This is a genomic window from Streptococcus sp. Marseille-P7376 (assembly GCF_902460385.1).
Lineage (GTDB): Bacteria > Bacillota > Bacilli > Lactobacillales > Streptococcaceae > Streptococcus > Streptococcus sinensis.
This window is the reverse complement of sequence record NZ_CABPTS010000047.1, coordinates 1-1,653: the sequence shown is the minus strand read 5'-3', so window position 1 is coordinate 1,653 and position 1,653 is coordinate 1. Positions and strand designations below refer to the sequence as shown.

The window sequence follows — 1,653 nt, the reverse complement described above, 5'->3', positions numbered from 1 at the left end:
TTACAGAAACATTTGTTTCTGCTGGTGTGTAGCTATTGGTAATGGTGAAGCCAGTTGTGGCATCTCCAGTAAGGACTGAAGTGTAACCTGCTGGAACTGAAACTTCTGCGATTGTATAGGTGATTGGCGTGCCACCTTTATCTGCATCCAGATCTGTGAAGTTTCCTGACCAATTATTTCCTTCATTGAGTTCAAGGGTCTTACCTGTGTCTTGACCATCTGCTAGAAGTTTAACAGTAATAGACTCTGGACGTTTGCCATCTTGGTTCTCGCCATCATTCCAAACTTTCTTCACTGGAACCTGTGTTTTAGCTGGTGTGTAGACATTGGTGAAGGTTGTGCTGCCATCACTTGCATCACTGCTGTACTCAACAGTTGCATGCAGTTTCCCTTCTTTATCATCTGTTACAGTTACTTTAGCTGTCACTGTCTTCGCATCGTAGGTGATTCCATTCTCCGTTGTACCAGCTTTCACTTCCTTGATGGTGTAAGTGTAAGTGCCTTCTTCATCAAATGTCAACTCTGAGAATTTAACTTTTCCGTCAGCACCATTCTTCGCTTTTTCAACGTTACCAACTTGGTCTGTCAATGTAAATTCGAACATGTTAGCTTCGAGATTGCGATTGCTTAGTTTCTTATCTACTTCAAGAACAGCTTTGGCATTTTCAGCCTTATAGGTGTTTTCGAAAGTGCTGTCGTTATTGTCATAGGTAACAGTTGCTTCAAGAGCTCCCTTACCGTTGTCAACAACTTTGATCGTTACTTCGATAGTCTTATTAGAATAAGTGATTCCTTTATCAGTTGTCCCAGCATATCTTTCAATGATGGTGTAAGTGAATTCTCCTTGTGTTTTGAATTCCAACTCACCAAACTGAATATTTCCAGCTGCATCGTTTGTCGTAGTTGCGACTTGTTCACCAGCTCCATCAAGCAAGGCAAATTCGAATTCCCCACCTTGAAGCTGAATTGGTTTATCAGTGTTCTTATTGATGAATGATTTGGTTGCCGAAACAGGAACTTTCGCGTTAGCAGGCTTATAAGTATTGACGAATGTCTGAACTCCAATATCAGTAGCTCTTGTCACTGCACCAGCAAGTGGTGGTACGAGATCAGAACCAGGTGCTGAAGAAGTCAAATCAGCTGACGGAAGTGCTACAGCAGTAATAGGATAATACATTACTGATGCAACCAGCTTACCTTTTCCATCATCTACTACACGTACTGTAACCGGTACTTTTCTACCATCGTAGGTCACACCATTAATGGTTTGACCACCATTTGTTTCAGTGATTGTGTAGTTATAGGTTCCTGCTTTATCAAATGTCAATTCTGAGAACTTAACGTTTCCGTCCTTGTCGTTCTTCTTAGTATCTTTAACCACACCATTTGAGTCAGTCAAAGTAAATTCAAACTCATTTTCTTGAAGCTTTGTTGGACGATCTTTCAATTCTTTCTTAGCTTCAATAACAGCCTTAGTCGGTGAAGTGCTATAGGTATTTGTAACAGTCAGATCCGCTGTTTGTGCTGGAGTATAGCCGTCTATCGTATCTACGATGAGATTGCCATCTTCATCGACTTCCATCACACTATAAGTGTACTTCACACCGTGCTCATCTGTCGCAGGAAGGTCCGTCCATTCTACAGTTCCATTTG

The 1,653-nt window shown here is 41.4% G+C and carries 1 protein-coding gene; it reads right to left on the bottom strand.

Annotation, left to right across the window (positions count from 1 at the left end):
* On the bottom strand, positions 1-1,653 hold a 1,653-nt coding region (locus tag FZ952_RS11455; protein ID WP_148881745.1), incomplete at both ends, for a Spy0128 family protein.